The sequence below is a fragment of the Burkholderia perseverans genome (assembly GCF_022870505.1).
Lineage (GTDB): Bacteria > Pseudomonadota > Gammaproteobacteria > Burkholderiales > Burkholderiaceae > Burkholderia > Burkholderia plantarii.
Genome location: NZ_CP045094.1, coordinates 2,455,430 through 2,471,922, shown reverse-complemented (window position 1 = coordinate 2,471,922; position 16,493 = coordinate 2,455,430). Strand labels below are relative to the sequence as shown.

General features: G+C 71.7%; 14 protein-coding genes. 7 read left to right on the top strand and 7 right to left on the bottom strand.

All coding sequences use genetic code 11. From position 1 onward, the window contains the following. Positions 1 to 91: 91 nt before the first annotated feature. The 3 genes from BpN12_RS25495 to BpN12_RS25485 are packed head-to-tail and all read right to left on the bottom strand — an operon-like array spanning position 92 to position 2,786. Entirely contained in the window at positions 92 to 1,075 is a 984-nt protein-coding gene (locus tag BpN12_RS25495; protein WP_246795021.1) for a glycosyltransferase family 2 protein, read from the bottom strand. Positions 1,076 to 1,089: 14 nt separating this feature from the next. Further along, positions 1,090 to 1,872: a PIG-L deacetylase family protein gene (locus BpN12_RS25490; protein ID WP_246795020.1), complete on the bottom strand. Its 783-nt coding sequence runs from the start codon at positions 1,870 to 1,872 to the stop codon at positions 1,090 to 1,092. An 11-nt stretch (positions 1,873 to 1,883) separates the two neighbouring features. After that, positions 1,884 to 2,786 (bottom strand): SDR family oxidoreductase, encoded by a 903-nt coding sequence (locus BpN12_RS25485; protein WP_246795019.1) that lies wholly within the window; start codon positions 2,784 to 2,786, stop codon positions 1,884 to 1,886. Positions 2,787 to 3,282: 496 nt separating this feature from the next. On the opposite strand from BpN12_RS25485, the gene BpN12_RS25480 reads away from it, so the two are divergent. After that, positions 3,283 to 4,221 (top strand): NADP-dependent oxidoreductase, encoded by a 939-nt coding sequence (locus BpN12_RS25480; RefSeq protein ID WP_246798005.1) that lies wholly within the window; start codon positions 3,283 to 3,285, stop codon positions 4,219 to 4,221. A gap of 33 nt (positions 4,222 to 4,254) precedes the next feature. On the opposite strand, the gene BpN12_RS25475 is transcribed toward BpN12_RS25480, so the two are convergent. Further along, positions 4,255 to 5,028, bottom strand: coding sequence for an endonuclease/exonuclease/phosphatase family protein (locus tag BpN12_RS25475; protein ID WP_246795018.1), 774 nt, complete (start codon positions 5,026 to 5,028; stop codon positions 4,255 to 4,257). Then, a complete protein-coding gene (locus BpN12_RS25470) occupies positions 5,019 to 7,232 on the bottom strand; it encodes a VTT domain-containing protein (RefSeq protein WP_246795017.1) in 2,214 nt (737 codons plus the stop codon). The genes BpN12_RS25475 and BpN12_RS25470 overlap by 10 nt, the downstream gene beginning before the upstream one ends. Positions 7,233 to 7,746: 514 nt before the next feature. Here BpN12_RS25470 and BpN12_RS25465 point away from each other — a divergent pair. The 6 genes from BpN12_RS25465 (at position 7,747) to BpN12_RS25440 (ending at position 14,378) form a co-directional block, all read left to right on the top strand. After that, entirely contained in the window at positions 7,747 to 7,983 is a 237-nt protein-coding gene (locus BpN12_RS25465; protein WP_246795016.1) for a hypothetical protein, read from the top strand. 708 nt (positions 7,984 to 8,691) lie between these two features. Continuing rightward, entirely contained in the window at positions 8,692 to 10,062 is a 1,371-nt protein-coding gene (gene rimO / locus BpN12_RS25460; protein ID WP_246795015.1) for a 30S ribosomal protein S12 methylthiotransferase RimO, read from the top strand. Beyond that, positions 10,059 to 11,009 carry a sugar kinase gene (locus BpN12_RS25455; RefSeq protein ID WP_246795014.1) on the top strand — a complete coding sequence of 317 codons (951 nt, stop codon included), beginning with the start codon at positions 10,059 to 10,061 and terminating at the stop codon, positions 11,007 to 11,009. The genes rimO and BpN12_RS25455 overlap by 4 nt, the downstream gene beginning before the upstream one ends. Positions 11,010 to 11,148: 139 nt before the next feature. Next, entirely contained in the window at positions 11,149 to 12,333 is a 1,185-nt protein-coding gene (gene bktB / locus BpN12_RS25450) for a beta-ketothiolase BktB (protein WP_246795013.1), read from the top strand. 53 nt (positions 12,334 to 12,386) lie between these two features. Continuing rightward, a complete protein-coding gene (locus tag BpN12_RS25445; protein WP_425306325.1) occupies positions 12,387 to 13,007 on the top strand; it encodes a hypothetical protein in 621 nt (206 codons plus the stop codon). Positions 13,008 to 13,196: 189 nt separating this feature from the next. After that, positions 13,197 to 14,378, top strand: a complete 1,182-nt coding sequence (locus BpN12_RS25440; RefSeq protein ID WP_246795012.1) for a cystathionine beta-lyase — start codon at positions 13,197 to 13,199, stop codon at positions 14,376 to 14,378. 158 nt (positions 14,379 to 14,536) lie between these two features. On the opposite strand, the gene serB is transcribed toward BpN12_RS25440, so the two are convergent. Next, positions 14,537 to 15,382, bottom strand: coding sequence for a phosphoserine phosphatase SerB (gene serB / locus BpN12_RS25435; RefSeq protein ID WP_246795011.1), 846 nt, complete (start codon positions 15,380 to 15,382; stop codon positions 14,537 to 14,539). An 81-nt stretch (positions 15,383 to 15,463) separates the two neighbouring features. Beyond that, positions 15,464 to 16,489, bottom strand: coding sequence for a LysR family transcriptional regulator (locus BpN12_RS25430; RefSeq protein ID WP_246795010.1), 1,026 nt, complete (start codon positions 16,487 to 16,489; stop codon positions 15,464 to 15,466). Positions 16,490 to 16,493 lie beyond the last annotated feature (4 nt).

The following is a 16,493-nucleotide window of genomic DNA, read 5'->3' as shown; positions in this document are numbered from 1 at the left end:
CCGACTCTGTCGCCGAGGCGTCGTCCGGAGCCGGCCCGCTTGCCGAGTCCGGCGCACGGAGTCCGGCGCACCGAGGCTGGCGATGATCGTCTCAGGAGCTGACGTCCACCTTGCCGGCCGGCTGCCGCGCGGCGGCTTCGGCCTCGACCGCGGCTTTCGCCATGGCCACCGCCGTGGCGGGCGCGGGCGCATGGGGGCGTCGCTCGGCGAGCGCCACGCGCCGGCGCAGGGCCATCAGGTTCGGCGGCACCACCCTGCGGCGCGGCAGGATCCATCCGAGCCCGCGCAGCAGCGCGAGGGCGTCGCGCAACAGATGGCCCTCGCGCGCGAACGTGCCGAGGGCGCGCAGCGTGGCCCGGCATGCTTCGGGCCAGGGCAGGCGCAGCCAGCCGACCCAGGCGGCGTTGCGCGCCAGCATCCGCCGGCGCAGGCCGCTGTCGCGCTGCATCGACGGATGATGATGCACCGTCAGCTGGTCGCAGTAGACGATCGAGTGGCCGCGGGCGAGCACGTCGAGCGCGACCAGTTCCTCTTCGCCGCCGATGAACAGCCTCGGCTCATAGCCGCCGACGTCGCGGAACAGCGCGGTGCGAAACACGCAGGCGCCGGCCATGTAGCCCACCAGCGCGGGCCCGGGCAGGCCTTCGCTGCCGAGCGGGCTCAGGCTCATCGCCGCGCAGGTCGGATCGGTGGCGGCTGCGTCGCCCACCACCACGCGCGCGCTCAACACGCCGACGTTCGGCCAGGCGTCGAGCACCTGCACCGCGCGCGCGAGCGCGCCCGGCTCCCACCAGGTGTCGTCGTCGCAGAACGCGACGTAGTCGGTCGCCACGCAGGCCGCCGCGAGATTGCGTCCGGCGGCGCCGCGGTTCTCGCCGCATTCCACCACGCATACGGTCGGAAAACGCGCCTTCACGAGCGCGACCGTATTGTCGTCGGAGCCGTTGTCCGCCACGAAGATCGGGGGGCTCTCGGGCAGTGCGAGCAGATGGCCGAGCGTGGCCGCCAGTTCATCGGCGCGGTTCCAGGTCAACACCACCACGGAGATGCGTTGCGAAATCGGTGCGTGTTCCATCCGTTCGATCCTCCCTAGCGTAATGATGATGACGTTGCGCGCGCTTCCGGCTCGCGGCGCGAGGCGCCGGGATCGCCGTTCGTGGCGGTGCCGGCCGTCCCGCGCACGCGCCAGTGGCGCTCCGCGGCATGCAGATTGGCCTGCCCGTCGGGGCCGAAGGCGCGCAACTGGCTGCGATAGGCCGCGATGGCGGCCGGTTTCAGTCTGCCGAGCCGGGTGTCGTCGCTGGCGCTCGCGAGCTCGACCTGCTCCATCGACCAGTCGTTCGCCGCGAGCAGGCGCAGGCGCGCCTCGACGAAGCCGTCCATCATCCGATACGGCACGTCCTCGTAGGCGTAGGCGGCCGGCGGGGCCGGCGGCGCGTCGCCGGATGCCTCCGGTCGCAGCCCGGCTAGGCAGGCGAGCACCGCGTCGGCCACCAGCGTGTGATCCGAATGGAACAGCCCGAGCGGCATCAGCAGCGTGTCCGGGCGGACCGTGGCGAGCGTGTGGCGCAGCACCGTCTGCAGCCGGTCGAGCGCCGGCGGCGTCTCGTACTGGGCGTCGCAAAACGGCAGATGCACGGCGGACGCGCCCAGCAGTGCCAGCGCCTGCCGGTCCTCGTCCCTGCGCACGCGCATCGCCTCAAACGCATCGGCGAAGCCCGACGCCCGGTCCCACGCCGTCGACATGTTCCGTTCCGGCGGCGCGCTCAGCACCGTGCAGACGACGGCCCCGGGATGCTGTGCCAACACGTGGCCGCAGCTGAGCACCGCGTCGTCGAGATGCGGGGAGACGACGAGCAGGCGGCCTGCCATCGGGATTCGGCTCATGGCAGGTGATGGCCGCCCGTCACGCCGTAGATCTCGCCCGTCACGTAGCTCGACTCCTGCGAGGCGAGCAGCACGTACACGGGCGCAAGTTCGGCCGGCTGGCCGGGGCGCTTCATCGGCGCCTCGGAGCCGAACACCTCGACCTTTTCCTGAGGCTGGCCGCCGCTCGGCTGCAGCGGCGTCCAGATCGGCCCCGGCGCCACGGCGTTCACGCGCACGCCGCCGCCCACCACCTGCTTGGCGAACGCGTGCGTGAACGCGGTGATGGCGGCCTTGGTGGAGGCGTAGTCGAGCAGGCCGGGGCTGGGCTGGTAGCTCTGGATCGAGGTGGTGTTGATGATGCTCGCGCCGGGCGGCAGGTGCGGCAGCGCCGCCTTGCAGAGCCAGAACATCGCGAACACGTTGGTGCGGAACGTCGCCTCCAGCTGCTCGGTGGTGAGATCGGCGATCTGCTCGACGTAGACCTGCTTGCCGGCCACGTTGACGAGGATGTCGAGGCCGCCGAGGCCGTTGACGGCGTCGGCCACGAGCTGGCGGCAGAAGGCCTCGTCGGCGATGTCGCCGGGCAGCGCGAGCGCCTGGCGGCCGGCGCCCTCGACGAGTTCGACGACCTCGCGGGCATCGGCTTCCTCGCTGTGTAAATAGTTCAGGGCGAGGTTGGCGCCTTCGCGCGCGAAGGCGATCGCCACGGCGCGGCCGATGCCGCTGTCGGCGCCGGTGATCAGCGCGCGGCGGCCGGTCAGGCGGCCCATGCCGCGATAGCTGGTTTCGCCGTGGTCGGGCTTCGGGTGCATGTCGCGGGCGAGGCCCGGCGCGGGCTGCGGCTGCTTCTCGAAGTCGGGGCGCGGGTATTGCGTGAGCGGATCACGCATCGTGGTTTGATCGGGCGTATCGGCCATCGACAGACTCCTTCCTGGAACGGGGTGCCGGCGCCCGGGGAGGGGCCGGCGGATGTTCATGTCCAGCAATGACCGTGCCGCGCGCGGACCCACGGGACGATTCGCTTCGGAATCGACGTCGTGCGTGGCGCCCGCGCTTCCCGGTTGCCGCCGATACCGGGCCACCGAGCGAATGCTTGCCGCGACGTGATGCGCGAGCCACGCGCGCGCGTGAATTCGTTCGACTCGTTTTCAAGTCGGCTCGGCGCGTGCTGCCCGGCCCGATCGACGGGCATGCGGCGCGCCGTCGAGGTGCCCGATGGCGAATGTCGAGGCCCGACGGGATCGCGGCCGGTACTTCACCTTTTTGCACGGTCTTGCAGTCATGCCGCCGTCGTGGCGGTCGCCAGCCACCGCCGCCGGGGTGCGTCGCCGGTACGGCGCTTGCGGCTGGCCTGCCGGGCGCGGCTTCCGCGTCCTGCTCGCGTCCGTGACGCGTCATTCCGAGGAGCTCACGATGAGTGTGATGAAAGCATGGCGGATCCACCGTTTTGGTGGCCGCGAAGCGTTGCAGTGCGACGAAGTCGGACTGCCGGCGCCGAGGCCGACCGACGTGCGGGTGCGCGTCAGCGCGGCCGGCCTGAATCCGGTCGATCTGAAAACCAGCAAGGGGCAATATCCATTGGTGGAAGAGGGCGCGCTGCCCTACACGCTCGGCCGCGATTGCGCGGGCGTGGTCGACCAGGTCGGCTCGGCCGTGACCGGCTGGCGGCCCGGCGACGAAGTGATGGCGTTTGTCGGCCAGCGCGAAGGCGCGTTCGCCGGACAGGTTTGCGTGGCCGCCGACGCGCTGGCCCGGCGCCCCGCGAAGGTGGATTTTCCCGTGGCTGGCGCGCTGCCGCTCGCCGCGCTGACGGCATGGCAGGGGCTGGCCGAGCATGGCCGGCTGACGACCGGCCAGCGCGTGCTGATTCACGCGGCGTCGGGCGGTGTCGGCCATCTCGCCGTCCAGTTCGCGAAACGACTCGGTGCGCACGTCATCGCGACCGCGTCCGGCGACGGTGCCGATTTCGTGCGCGGGCTCGGCGCCGACGAGGTGATCGATTATCGGCGCGAGCGTTTCGAGGACGTGGTGCGTGACGTCGATCTCGTCTATGACCTGCTGGGCGGCGAGACGCAGACGCGTTCCTGGCGCGTGCTTCGCAAAGGCGGCACGCTGGTCTCGACGCTGACGCAGCCGTCCGGGGAAAAAGCGGCAGAGCATGGCGTCCGGGCGATGCGCTACACCACGCGGCCGGACGGCGCCGCGCTGGCGCAGATCGGCGCCTGGCTCGACGAGGGGGCGATCGCCGTGACGCTCGTCGACCGTTTCGGCTTCGATGCGCTGCCCGAGGCCTTCACGCGGCTCGAGGCCGGCCACCTATACGGCAAGCTGGTGCTGACGCGCGCCGCGTGACGCCTCATCCGCGGAGACGGGAGGCGCCGCGGCTCAGCCGGGCGCGCGCATCCTCGCCACCAGCGGGTAGTGGTCCGAGGCACGCCGCGCCAGCGCGCTGCGATGCGCGCTCACCTCGACCAGCCACTCGCCGGGGTGAATCCAGATCCGGTCGAGCGCGAACAGCGGGCAGACGGTCGGAAACGTGCGCAGCGCCGGCGCGCGGCGGAAATGCGAGGTCAGTGCGCGCAGCGCGCGGCCGTGGACGAACCACTCGTTGATGTCGCCGAGCAGGATCACCGGCATCCTGCCGGTGTCGAAGCTGGCAAGCAGGCGCCGCACCTGTTCGCTGCGCTCGGCCGCCGACAGGCCCAGATGGCACGCCACGACGCGCACCGGCGCGCCGCCGATGCGCAGGTCGGCGTCGAGCGCGCCGCGCGGCTCGCGCCCCGCCACCGACAGGTCCAGCGTGCGCGCGGCGAGCACCGGAAAGCGCGACAGCACGGCGTTGCCGTAGCGCCGCGAGTGCGTGTCGATGGTCGGCCCGGCCACCGCATGCATGCCGGACGCCGCGGCGAGGGCGGCCAGCACGTCCGGCGCGTCACGGCCGCCGAGCGGCACTTCCTGCAGTGCCACCACGTCGGCGTCGAGTTCCGCGATCACGGCCGCGATGCGTCCGGCGTCGACGGCATGCGGCGTGGCGATGCCGCCGTGGATGTTGTAGGTGGCGATCCGCCACGCGTGCCCGGGCGCTTCTTCGCCGCCGGGCGCCCGGGCGGCGGTCGTGACGACCGCATGCGGCCCGGCTTGCGGGGCCGTCAGCGCCATCGCCGCACCGCCCGGATCAGCAGCGCCGAGAGGGCGACCAGCGCGAGACCGATGCCGATCAGCCAGGCGAACGCGGCGGCGTCCGGGTGGCGCAGCGCGGCGCTCAACTGATGGGCGAACGCCACGGTCAGCGCGATGCCCGGCAGCATGCCGAGCGCCGTGCCGATCAGGTAGTCGCGCAGGCTGATGTGCGAGGCGCCGGCCACCAGGTTGACCGCGGTGAATGGCGCCACCGGCAGCAGCCGCAGCACGATCATCGCGACGATGCCATGCTCGCCCAGTTGCTCGCTGACGCGCCGTGCGCGGTTGCCCGCGTAGCGGTGGATCGCGTCGTGACCGAGCCATGCGCCGGCCGCGTAGGTCGCTGCGGCCGACAGCAGGGTGCCGACGGCCGCGTAGGCGAAACCGGGCCAGGCGCCGAACACCAGCCCCGTCACCGTGATCAGCAGGGTGATCGGCACCGACAGCGCGGCGGCGACCACATAGGCGGCCACGATGACGAACGGCGCGAACGGATACGCGGCGATGCGCAGTGCCGCGTGCGACAGCGAGGCGATGCTGACCTGCTGGCCGAGCGGCGAGTAGCGCCAGAACAGGGTGAGCGCGGTGATCGCCAGCACGGCGAGGCCAGGCGCGAGGAAGCGTGCGGCGAGCGAGCGGCGCCGGTGGGGCGGCACCACTTCGGTGACCACGCGTGTCGGCTCGATCGGCTTTTCCGGATCGAACACGGCGCTGACCGGAATCAGCGCGTCGAGCGCCGGCGAATTGGCCGGCTCGAGCGGCAGCAGCGTGCGGCCGTGCGGCCGGCGCAGCCGGTCGATCGCCGCGTTCGGCCGCGCGCCCGAAGCCAGTGCCTGCGCGACCGCCTCGACGGTGGTGCCGAGATGCTCGGCGAGCAGGCGTTCGCGCAGCTTCGCGATGGCCGCGCGCACGCGCGGCTCGCCCGCGGCGACGAGCGCGACACCGCATTCGGTGTCCAGCAGCATCGAGCGGTTATTGAAATTGGCGCTGCCGATCAGCAGGCATTCGTCGTCCACGATCAGCAGCTTGCTGTGGACGTTGATGCAGTGCTCGCCGAGGCCGTCCGCGTGTGGATACAGCAGGCGATAGCGATCGTGCCGGTCCGCTTCACGCAGGGTCGCGTGCAGGCGCGCGCGCAGCACGCCCATGGTCGCCTCCTGGAGCCAGCCGCTCTGCACGCGCGGCACGATCACCGTCACGTCCGGCGCGTCGGGCCGGGCAAGCCGGGCGCTGAGGCTGTCGCGCACCACCGCCGCGGTGAAGTACTGGTTCTCGATGTAGAGATGGTGCCGCGCTGCGCGTATCGCATCGGCGATCAGCGCGGCGGTCTGGGTGAGCGCGGGCTGCGCGCCGTGGCGCGGCGCGGTGAGCACGATGCCGAGCCGGACGTCGGTCACGTCGGCCGGCACCCCGGCCGGCCAGGGGTCGCCGGGTGCCGATGAGGCCGGCGCGGCAGCGGGCCCGTCGTCGGCGTGGGCTTCGCCGTGCGCGTGCTGCCAGCGCCGCCGTACCAGCGCACCGATAGCGGCGGCGGCATCGCCGTCGAACATGGCCTGGATGTCGTGGAACGGCCCGTAGGGGGAGCCGTCCGGGCCGCGTCGCAGCGGATTGGCCGCGTCGTGCGCGCAGTCGTCCCAGCGCGCGCTCGTCAGGTCGAGGCCACCGACGAACGCGAGCCGATCGTCGATCACCACCATCTTCTGATGATGCGAGGCGCCGGGCGGATGCGTATCGTCGAGCCGGAATTCGATGCCGGCGTGGCGGAACCAGCCGGCCCCCGGCGCGAACGGCGATTCGCGTTCGAGCGCGTAGATCATCGCGAAGTCCCAGGCAAGCACGTGAACGCGCAATTCGCGGCGCGCGAGCGTGAGCGCCTGCAGGAACGGCGCGAGCGGCTCGGGAAACCCGTCGTTCGCGCCGTCCGGCACGAGCCGGAGGCGGCTGTCGATATCCCAGCCAACGATGAACACCGAGTGCTGGGCGCGACACAGGGCGGCGCGCAGCGTCCGGAAATAGGCTGCGCCGTCGACGAGCGCCGTGAAGCGCCCGGCGTGGCGAATCGTGTCGCAGTTGCGGCCCGCTTCGAGCAGCCCGTGGCGGCTGCGTGGCGCGTCGTGGAGGCCGTGGCCGGCGTCGGGCGGGTGCCGGACGCCGGTGGGCGCGGCGGGGCGGTCGGGCCTCATCGACGCGTCTCCGTCGCGCTTGCCATGTCGGGCGCGCCCGGCGGCAGCGTGCGGCTGCCCGCGCGAGCGCAGGGCGGCCCGGCGGCGGGCGAGACATGCGCACCGGCGGGCCGCGGCGCGGGAGCCGGCCGGCCGCGGTATCGGCGTCGGATAGGCGGAGCGGGCCGATGTCGCTTCGGCGGCCGGTGGCATGAGGGCGGCATGATGTTGGTGGGCTCTGGCGGCACGGCGTCCGGGCTTGGGCGGAGCAAGAGGGTCAGCAGATAGCGTGCCCACCGCGTCGCGGGTTGCCCGTCGACGCGGCGGGCACATCACGCGATGCGCGATGCAGGGGCCACCGCGCGAAAATTGCAAACGCCGGCGAAAGAAAGTCTCGAATCGAACGGCCGGATGGAAGGCCCGCCGCGTGACGCGCTCGACGCGTGCGCCATGCCCATGGCACGCGGGTTGCGCATGCCTTGCGTTCTTCCACCGCGAGCCGTCCCGGCATCGCCAACCGCAAAGGAGCATGACGATGGAACCCTACGACAGCGCCGAGCCGGCCGATTTCGCGACGCGTCCCCGTGACGGCGGCAACGAGGTGGAGATCGACGACATGGGAACGGTCCGTCGGACGGGCCAGGGCGGTGTGGACGACATCAGGGTGGCGCAGTGGCCCGAGCCGGATCGCGAGTTGCACGAACCGGCCGGCGGCCGCCTCGACGAGGTGAGGGCGATCGGGCCGCACGGCGACACGGAGCTTTCCGCCTGAGCTGCCGTGCCGATGTGCAAGCGCGCCGCAAGGTCATCGTTGCGCGGCGGCTGGCACGTGCGTGTCCTGGATGAGGGATGGCCGGCCGCCCGGCGTGGGGTCGTGCCTTCCGGCCGAAGGCGCGTGCGTCGTCCGCGGCGCGGGCCCGATCCGGGGCCGGCGCCGCCTCGGCTTTGGGGCATTGCGCGCGCTTCGTGGAACTGAACCCGAATTCGAGGAGATGCGCGCTGGTAGTCGTCTGGTCAGTGCCGTGGAGCGGGCCGGCGAATCGGACGCGCGCGTCAAGACGCGGATGGATTGCTTCAGGGTGGAGTGCGGAAGGCATAGGGCTGCAAAACCGAAACTGTCGCCTGAGCAGTGGGCCCGTGGCCCGAATGCATCGGGAGCTTGATCCGCGAACTGCTACGCCTGAGTGGTCGAGGCGCTTCATCTACCGGTATCGGCACCAGCCGTGCGTGAGGTTTCTCTGCGCGATGCATGGGCCAAGCGCGTGGACGTGAGCACGGCCCGTGACTTGCCTGATTTCATCGGACCGCTTGAATCCCCGAGTGAAAGGGACGCATCGATCAACCGCCCTCGCTCCGCCGCCCGGTGCGCGGTGAGCTCGAGTTGCCGGCCAACGCTGTTCCGGCCCGTTTGTTTTGAATCGCAGAACCCTAAATCGCTGTAAACTCTCGCTTTTGCCGCCACACCCCCCACAAGATTCCGATGTCCCATACCCCGAAAGTAGGATTTGTAAGTCTTGGCTGCCCGAAGGCTTTAGTCGATTCCGAACAAATCATCACCCAGCTGCGCGCCGAGGGCTACGAGATCTCCGGCACCTACGACGGTGCCGACCTCGTCGTCGTCAACACCTGCGGCTTCATCGACGACGCCGTCCAGGAAAGCCTCGACGCGATCGGCGAGGCGCTGACCGAGAACGGCAAGGTGATCGTGACCGGCTGCCTCGGCGCGAAGAAAAGCGCGAGCGGCGCGGGCCTGATCGAGGAAGTCCACCCGAAGGTGCTGGCCGTCACCGGCCCGCACGCGCTCGGCGAGGTGATGCAGGCGGTCCACAGCCATCTGCCGAAGCCGCACGATCCGTTCGTCGATCTGGTGCCGGCCGCCGGCATCAAGCTCACGCCGCGCCACTACGCGTACCTGAAGATTTCCGAAGGCTGCAACCACCGCTGCACGTTCTGCATCATCCCGTCGATGCGCGGCGATCTGGTCTCGCGCCCGGTCGCGGAAGTGATGCTGGAAGCCGAGAACCTGTTCAAGTCGGGCGTGAAGGAACTGCTCGTGATCTCGCAGGACACGAGCGCCTACGGGGTCGACGTGAAGTACCGCACGGGCTTCTGGAACGGCCGCCCGCTCAAGACGCGCATGACGGAACTGGTGGCGGCGCTCGGCGAACTCGCCGCGCAGTACGGCGCCTGGGTGCGCCTGCACTACGTCTATCCGTATCCGCACGTCGACGAGATCATCCCGCTGATGGCCGAGGGCGCCTATCGCGGCCATGTCCTGCCGTACCTGGACGTGCCGTTCCAGCACGCGGACCCGGAAGTGCTCAAGCGCATGCGCCGCCCGGCGAACGCCGAAAAGGTGCTGGACCGCGTGCGCAAATGGCGCGAGATCTGCCCGGACCTGACGATCCGCAGCACCTTCATCGCGGGCTTCCCGGGCGAGACGGAAGCGCAGTTCGACACGCTGCTCGACTTCATCCGCGAGGCGGAACTCGATCGCGTCGGCTGCTTCGCCTACTCGCCGGTGGAAGGCGCGACGGCGAACGAACTCGACGGCGCGCTGCCGGACGAGGTTCGCGAGGAGCGCCGCGCGCGCTTCATGGAAGTGGCCGAGGAAGTGTCGGCGGCGCGCATCGAGCGCAAGATCGGCCAGACGCTGAAGGTGCTGATCGACGAAGTCAACGCCGAGGGCGGGATCGGCCGCACGGCGGCCGACGCACCGGAAATCGACGGCGTGGTCTACGTGGAACCGGCGGCGAAGGGCGCGAAGCGCTACAAGGTCGGCGATTTCGTGTCGGTGGCGATCACCGGCGCGGACGGCCACGACCTGTGGGGCGAGGTCGAAGCGGCATGACCCAGGCGATGCCGGCACCGGGCCAGCCGGCGCGGCCCGAGATCCTCGCGTTCGGCGAGGCGATGGTCGAGTTCAACCAGTCGCAGCCGGGCTCGCCGCAGTATCTGCAAGGCTTCGGCGGCGACACCTCGAACTTCTGCATCGCGGCGGCGCGCCAGGGCGCGCGCACCGGCTTCGTCTCGGCGGTCGGCAGCGACCACTTCGGCCGTCTGCTGCTCGAGCTGTGGCGGCGCGAGCAGGTGGAGACGGCGACGGTCCGCGTCGACGCGGCGGCTCCCACCGGCGTCTATTTCGTCTCGCACGGCGAGCATGGCCACGCGTTCGACTATCTGCGCGCCGGCTCGGCCGCGAGCCGCTACGCGCCGGGCGACCTGCCGCTCGACGCGCTGGCCGCGGCGCGCGTGCTTCATCTGTCCGGCATCAGTTTCGCGATCAGCGCGAGCGCCTGCGACGCGGCGTTCGCGGCGATCGATCAGGCGCGCGCGCACGGCGTGCAGGTCAGCTTCGACACCAACCTGCGCCTGAAGCTGTGGCCGCTCGCGCGCGCCCGCGCGGTGATGCTGGAGGCGCTGCGCCGCACCGACATCTGCCTGCCGAGCTGGGACGACGTGACGGTGCTGACGGGCCTCGACGAGCGCGACGCGATCGTCGACGCGCTGCTCGACTGCGGCCCGGGGGTGGTCGCGCTGAAGCTCGGTAAAGAAGGCGCCTACGTGGCCACGCGCGACGCGCGGCGGCTGGTGCCCGCGTTCGTCGTCGATGCGCTCGACGCGACCGGCGCGGGCGACTGCTTCGGCGGCGCGTTCATCGCGCGGCTGGTGGCCGGCGACGACGCGTTCGCGGCGGCGCGCTACGCGAACGCGGCGGCGGCGCTCTCGACGCGCGGCTACGGCGCGGTCGCGCCGATTCCGGACGCGCAGGCGGTCCGCGCCTTGCTGGACGGCTGAGCCGGCGGCCGGCCGGGCGCCGGCTCAGCGGCCGCGCAAGGTCCGCGGCCCGGCCCGGTCGAAGGATTCCTCGGTTGCCGTCGACGGCTTCCGTATTACCCTGCGGGTCATCCGACACACAATGAGGCAGGGAGGCGCGATGCAACGCGAAGTGGTGGTGGTCAGCGGGGTCCGTACCGCGATCGGCGGGTTCGGCGGCAGCCTGAAGGATTTCGCGCCGACGGCGCTCGGCGCGCGCGTGCTGCGCGAGGCGCTGGAGCGTGCGGGCGCGGCGGGCGACGAGGTCGGGCACGTGGTGTTCGGCAACGTGCTCCACACCGAGCCGAAGGACATGTATCTGGCGCGCGTGGCGGCGATCGAGGGCGGCGTCTCGCAGCACGTGCCGGCGCTGACGGTGAACCGGCTGTGCGGTTCGGGTCTGCAGGCGATCGTCTCGGCGGCGCAGAGCGTGCTGCTCGGCGACGCCGAGATCGCGGTGGCGGGCGGCGCGGAAAGCATGAGCCGCGCGCCGTACTCGATGCCGGCGGCGCGCTTCGGGCAGCGCATGGGCGACGCGAAGGTGGTCGACATGTTGCTCGGCGCGCTCAACGATCCGTTCCAGGCGATCCCCATGGGCGTGACGGCCGAGAACGTGGCGGCGAAGTACGGCATCACGCGCGAGGCACAGGACGCGCTCGCGCTCGAATCGCACCGCCGCGCCTCGCACGCGACGAAGGCCGGCTACTTCACGACCCAGATCCTGCCGATCGAGATCGGCTCGAAGCGCGGCACCGTCACGTTCGACACCGACGAGCACGTGCGCCACGACGCGGCGGCCGAGGATTTCGCGAGGCTGCGCCCGGTGTTCGCGAAGGAGAACGGCACGGTGACGGCCGGCAACGCGTCGGGCATCAACGATGCGGCGGCCGCCGTCACGCTGATGGAGCGGCGCGTGGCCGAGGCACGCGGCCTGAAGCCGCTGGCGCGGCTGGTGGCCTACGCGCACGCGGGCGTCGATCCGGCCTACATGGGCATCGGCCCGGTGCCGGCCACGCGGAAGGCGCTCGAGCGCGCCGGCATCGGCGTGGCCGAGCTCGACGTGATCGAGGCGAACGAGGCGTTCGCGGCGCAGGCCTGCGCGGTCGCGAACGAACTGGGCTTCGATCCGGCGAAAGTGAATCCGAACGGCTCGGGCATCTCGCTCGGCCATCCGATCGGCGCGACGGGCGCGCTGATCACCGTCAAGGCGCTTTACGAGCTGCACCGGATCTCGGGCCGCTACGCGCTGGTGACGATGTGCATCGGCGGCGGGCAGGGCATCGCCGCCGTGTTCGAACGTATCTGACGACATCCGGGCGGCCGGCCTGAGCCGCCCCGCAACCGAAGGAGTGACACGACGTGGCAGCCAGCCGAACCCGAATCCGCATCCTACTCGCGACGGCGCTCGCGCTGGCCCTCGCGGCCGGCACGCTGCAGGCGCAGCAGAATCCGCCGGTGGCGAAGCCGCATGCGCCGCCGGCCGCCGCCACGGCGGGCGCCTCGACCACCGAAGCCGCCGCGGCCGCGGCCGCGGCGCCGCCGGAGCGCGACGACACGGCGCCGGCCAGACCGCTGAAGCCGGACCCGGCGCTCGAAAAGCTGCCGCGCTACACGGGCACGCTCGGCGGCCGCGCGATCGTCGCGCATCTGGGACCGAAGACGAACGAGTCGGGCCTGCACGGCGAATACCGCTACAGCGACACGGGCCAGGTGATCCTGCTCGCCGGCGATCGCGACGGCGAGACGCTCGAACTCGAGGAATCGAACGACGGCACCAACATCACGGGCCTCTGGACCGGCCGCCTCGATGCCTCGGGCGCGCTGTCGGCGGACCGCACCAACGCCGACGAATCGGACCCGCAGCCGGTCGTGCTGCAGCTGGCCACGACGCCGACACCGGCACCGGCGCCGCACCCGGGCGCGACGGCACCGGCCGGACACGCGGTCGGCGGTGTCGGCAACCTCACCACCTCGGATTGAGTCTCGCCGCCCGTGATCGCAGCGGGCCGCCGCGTCCCGGCGGCCCGCCGTTTTCTTGACGGCGGTCCGCCGATCCGGCGCCGCTGCGATCGACTGTATCGGGTCACGGCGCGTGATTCGGGCTACGCTGTGCGGATCGTTCGATCCCGCATCGTTCCCGATCCACTCATCTCGCTCACCGATCCCGCCATGACCGATACCACCCCGAAGCGCGCGCTCCAGACCCGCATCGTCCAGCCCGAAGCCGAACTGCCGCCCGGTTTCGCGTCGTTCGTCACGCCGGTCACGCGCGCGTCGACCATCGTGTTCCCCGATCTCGCGACGATGCGCTCGCTCGACTGGCGCGAGGACGACCGCTGGCGCTACGGCCTGCACGCCACGCCGACCTCGCTCGAACTCGCGCGCCAGATCGCCGTGATCGAGGGCGGCGCGCATGCGCTGCTGCAGCCCTCGGGCCTCGCGGCGATCATGAACGTCTACTTCGGCTTCGTGAAGACGGGCGACGACGTGCTGGTCCCGCACAACGCCTACAACCCGAACGCCGATCTCGGCAACTGGCTCGCGCGCGACTACGGCATCTCGGTGCGCTTCTACGATCCGCTGGTCGGCGCCGGCATCGCCGAGCTGATCCGCCCCGAAACGAAGCTGCTGTGGCTGGAGGCGCCCGGCTCGGTCACCATGGAAGTGCCCGACGTCGCCGCGATCACGGCCGTGGCGCGTGAGCGCGGCGTGGTCACCGCGATCGACAACACCTACTCGGCGGGCCTCGCGTTCCAGCCGTTCGAACACGGCGTCGACATCTCGGTGCAGGCGCTCACGAAATACCAGTCGGGCGGCAGCGACGTGCTGATGGGCGCGACCATCACGGCCGAGCGCGCGCTGCACGAGAAGCTCAAGCTCGCGCGGATGCGGATCGGCATCGGCGTGTCGGCCGACGATTGCGCGCTCGTGCTGCGCGGCCTGCCGAGCATGCGCGCGCGCTTCGAGGCGCACAGCCGCTCGGCGCTCGGGCTCGCGAAGTGGCTGAAGGCGCGGCCCGAGATCGCCGCCGTGCTGCATCCGCAGCTGCCCGACTGTCCGGGGCACGCGGCGTTCGTGCGCGACTTCACGGGCGCGGGCGGGCTGTTCTCGGTGGTGTTCGACGCACGTTACCGGCCCGAGCAGATCGACCGTTTCGTCGAGGCGCTCGCGCTGTTCGCGATCGGCTGGAGCTGGGGCGGCGCGCGCAGTCTCGCGATGCCGTACGACGTGCCGTCGATGCGGCCGAACTGGCCGCATCGCGGCACGCTGGTGCGCTTCTACGCCGGGCTGGAGGAAGAGGCGGACCTGCGCGCCGACATCGAGCGCGCGCTCGGCAGCGCGCTCGCTTGAGCCGGCAGGCTTCGCCGCGGCGACGCGTCTGATCGAGGGCGCGGCCGGCGCGGCGGCGCAACCGCGTTCGCCAGAACAAACGGCGTATCGGCCCGGGCCCCGGGCCCCGGGCCGATACGCCGTTTCCGCATGGCACGCCGTGGCGACGCGCGAGTGCGTCAGAACAGCCGCAGCAGGCCGTCTAGCCCGACATGGTCGAACGCGACGCTGGCGGCGTCGCGCACCACCGGCTTGGCCCGGAACGCGACCGAGAAGCCGGCTGCGGCCATCATCTTCAGGTCGTTCGAGCCGTCGCCCATCGCGATCGCGCGGGCCGGCTCGATGCCGAGCGTCGCGCAGGTCTCGCGCAGCGTGCGCGCCTTCACGTCGGCATCGACGATCTCGCCGATCACCTTGCCGGTCAGCTTGCCGTCGACGATCTCGAGCCGGTTCGCGTTGGTGAAGTCGAGGCCGAGCCGCTCGCGCAGCCGCTCGGTGAAGAACGTGAAGCCGCCCGACACCAGCAGCGTCTTCAGGCCCGCGGCGCGCGCGCCGGCCAGCATCGTCTCGGCGCCCGGCGACAGGCGCAGCCGCTCGGCGTAGACGGCTTCGAGCGCGCTCGCGTCGAGCCCGGCCAGCAGCGCGACGCGGCGCGTCAGGCTCTCGCTGAAATCCTTGATCTCGCCGCGCATCGAGGCTTCGGTGATGGCGGCCACCTCGGCCTTGCGTCCGCAGAAATCGGCGATCTCGTCGATGCACTCGATCGTGATCAGCGTCGAATCCATGTCCATCGCGAGCAGGCCGAAATCGCCGAGCTTGCGGCCGGCCTCGACGAACGCCGCGTCGAGCCCGTGTACGCCGCAGTACACGGAGATATCGGGCCGCTGCGCGGGCTGCGCGTTCTCGATGCGGATCGCATGCGCGTCGACCGGGGCGAGGCGGGTGCCGCGCGCGAGCGCCAGCAGCGTCTTGTGGTGGGTGGAGGACAGCGGCGCGGGGCTCTGGATGACGAGATTCGTGGTCATGACATGTCGCGTGGGACGAAAACGGCGCGCCAGGCGCGCCGGAAGAGGCCGCTATTGTAGCCGGTCGGCGCGCGCCGGCCGTCAGGCTTTGCCCGGATCGGCGCGGCGGGCGGCGGCCGGCGCGCGAGCGTGCTCGTCCACGCGATCCCAGTAGGGCGGGTCGCCCAAGTGCGCGGCGATGAAATCGATGAACGCGTGCAGCTTCAGCGGCACGAACGCGCGGCTCGGATAGACGGCCCAGATCGCCGACGGCTCGGCGAGCGGATAGTCGGCCAGCACCGGCACCAGCGAGCCGTCGCGCAGGTTCGGCCCGACGTCCCAGGTGGACTTGATCGCGATGCCGAAGCCGTCCACCAGCGCCTCGCGGATCGCCTCGCCGTTGCTGGCCACCAGCCGGCCGCCCACGCGTACCGTGAGCGGGCCGGCCGGCGTCTCGAAGGCCCAGTCGCGCTGCTCGCCGAGGATCACGCACTCGTGGCGCGCGAGATCGGCCGGATGGCGCGGCGCGCCGTGCTCGGCCAGATAGGCGGGCGAGGCGCACACCACGCGCCGGTTCACGGCGAGCCGGCGCGCCACCAGCGACGAGTCGCGCAGCGCGCCGATCCGGATCGCGACGTCGATGCCGTCGTCGACGAGGTCGACGATCTCGTCGGACAGCCGCAGGTCGATCGACACCTGCGGGTAGCGGCGCAGGAACGCGGGGATCACGGGCGCCACGTGCTGCCGCCCGAACGACGACGACATCGACACGCGCAGCCGCCCATGCGGCTCGCGGCGCGCATGCCCGACCGCCGCGCGCGCCGCGTCGGCCGCCTCGAGCAGCGCCTGCGCGCGCAGCAGGAACAGCTCGCCGTCCTGGGTCGGCGTCACGCGCCGCGTCGTGCGGTGCAGCAGCCGCGCGCCGAGCTGGCGCTCGAGCTGCGCGAGCCGCGCGCTCGCGACCGTGGCCGAGACGCCGAACTCGCGCCCGGCCGCCGAGACGTTCGCGAGCAGCGCGGCACGCACGAACATCGCGACGTCGAGCAGGTCGAGCGGCTTGTCGGGCGAGGCGGCGGGCGAGGCGGGTGAGATTGCCGGAGCGGCATCCGGGAGCGGGCGCGAAGTCATTATC

What these genes read in the sequence shown, in the direction of transcription:
- BpN12_RS25495 (WP_246795021.1), bottom strand. Translation starts at nt 1,075, where the DNA reads ATGGAACACGCACCGATTTCGCAACGCATCTCCGTGGTGGTGTTGACC.
- BpN12_RS25490 (WP_246795020.1), bottom strand. Translation starts at nt 1,872, where the DNA reads ATGGCAGGCCGCCTGCTCGTCGTCTCCCCGCATCTCGACGACGCGGTG.
- BpN12_RS25485 (WP_246795019.1), bottom strand. Translation starts at nt 2,786, where the DNA reads ATGGCCGATACGCCCGATCAAACCACGATGCGTGATCCGCTCACGCAA.
- BpN12_RS25480 (WP_246798005.1), top strand. Translation starts at nt 3,283, where the DNA reads ATGAGTGTGATGAAAGCATGGCGGATCCACCGTTTTGGTGGCCGCGAA.
- BpN12_RS25475 (WP_246795018.1), bottom strand. Translation starts at nt 5,028, where the DNA reads ATGGCGCTGACGGCCCCGCAAGCCGGGCCGCATGCGGTCGTCACGACC.
- BpN12_RS25470 (WP_246795017.1), bottom strand. Translation starts at nt 7,232, where the DNA reads ATGAGGCCCGACCGCCCCGCCGCGCCCACCGGCGTCCGGCACCCGCCC.
- BpN12_RS25465 (WP_246795016.1), top strand. Translation starts at nt 7,747, where the DNA reads ATGGAACCCTACGACAGCGCCGAGCCGGCCGATTTCGCGACGCGTCCC.
- rimO (WP_246795015.1), top strand. Translation starts at nt 8,692, where the DNA reads ATGTCCCATACCCCGAAAGTAGGATTTGTAAGTCTTGGCTGCCCGAAG.
- BpN12_RS25455 (WP_246795014.1), top strand. Translation starts at nt 10,059, where the DNA reads ATGACCCAGGCGATGCCGGCACCGGGCCAGCCGGCGCGGCCCGAGATC.
- bktB (WP_246795013.1), top strand. Translation starts at nt 11,149, where the DNA reads ATGCAACGCGAAGTGGTGGTGGTCAGCGGGGTCCGTACCGCGATCGGC.
- BpN12_RS25440 (WP_246795012.1), top strand. Translation starts at nt 13,197, where the DNA reads ATGACCGATACCACCCCGAAGCGCGCGCTCCAGACCCGCATCGTCCAG.
- serB (WP_246795011.1), bottom strand. Translation starts at nt 15,382, where the DNA reads ATGACCACGAATCTCGTCATCCAGAGCCCCGCGCCGCTGTCCTCCACC.
- BpN12_RS25430 (WP_246795010.1), bottom strand. Translation starts at nt 16,489, where the DNA reads ATGACTTCGCGCCCGCTCCCGGATGCCGCTCCGGCAATCTCACCCGCC.